This is a genomic window from Vibrio sp. 10N.222.52.B7 (genome assembly GCF_041474275.1).
GTDB classification, from domain to species: domain Bacteria; phylum Pseudomonadota; class Gammaproteobacteria; order Enterobacterales; family Vibrionaceae; genus Vibrio; species Vibrio crassostreae_C.
In genome coordinates this window covers 1-359 of sequence record NZ_JBFRTU010000800.1, presented here as the reverse complement: position 1 = coordinate 359, position 359 = coordinate 1, and the positions used below count along the sequence as shown (strand labels likewise).

The 359-nt window shown below is 37.6% G+C and carries 1 pseudogene; it reads right to left on the bottom strand.

Annotated features, from left to right (window positions below):
• Positions 1-199: pseudogene (locus tag AB4512_RS25370) on the bottom strand (alkaline phosphatase); the annotation flags it as partial.
• Positions 200-359: the final 160 nt, after the last annotated feature.

The window sequence follows — 359 nt, the reverse complement described above, 5'->3', positions numbered from 1 at the left end:
GTTGATAAATGGCCGTTTTGTTCCCTTTATAGATGGAATTTGGCGCTTGGTTTGCGTAGGTTTCCAATAAGCCAACTTGCTGAGGTCCCATGCCGTCGCCGATCATCAGAATGACATTTTTGATTTCTGCTGAAAGTACGTTGAATGAGAGTGTAGAGGTTACCACTGCGGTAACAATTGGTTTCATAAAGTGCTTCATTAGTTATCCCTTTTTATATAAGCGGGATGATTAGAACACCGATTTGTGTCAAAGTCGTTTCATATTTGTTTCATCAATATGAAATTGAGCAATAACTCAAATTTTTAGAAAAACATAAAAAAAGGCTCACATTTCTGTGAGCCTTTGTCGTATTTAGGAG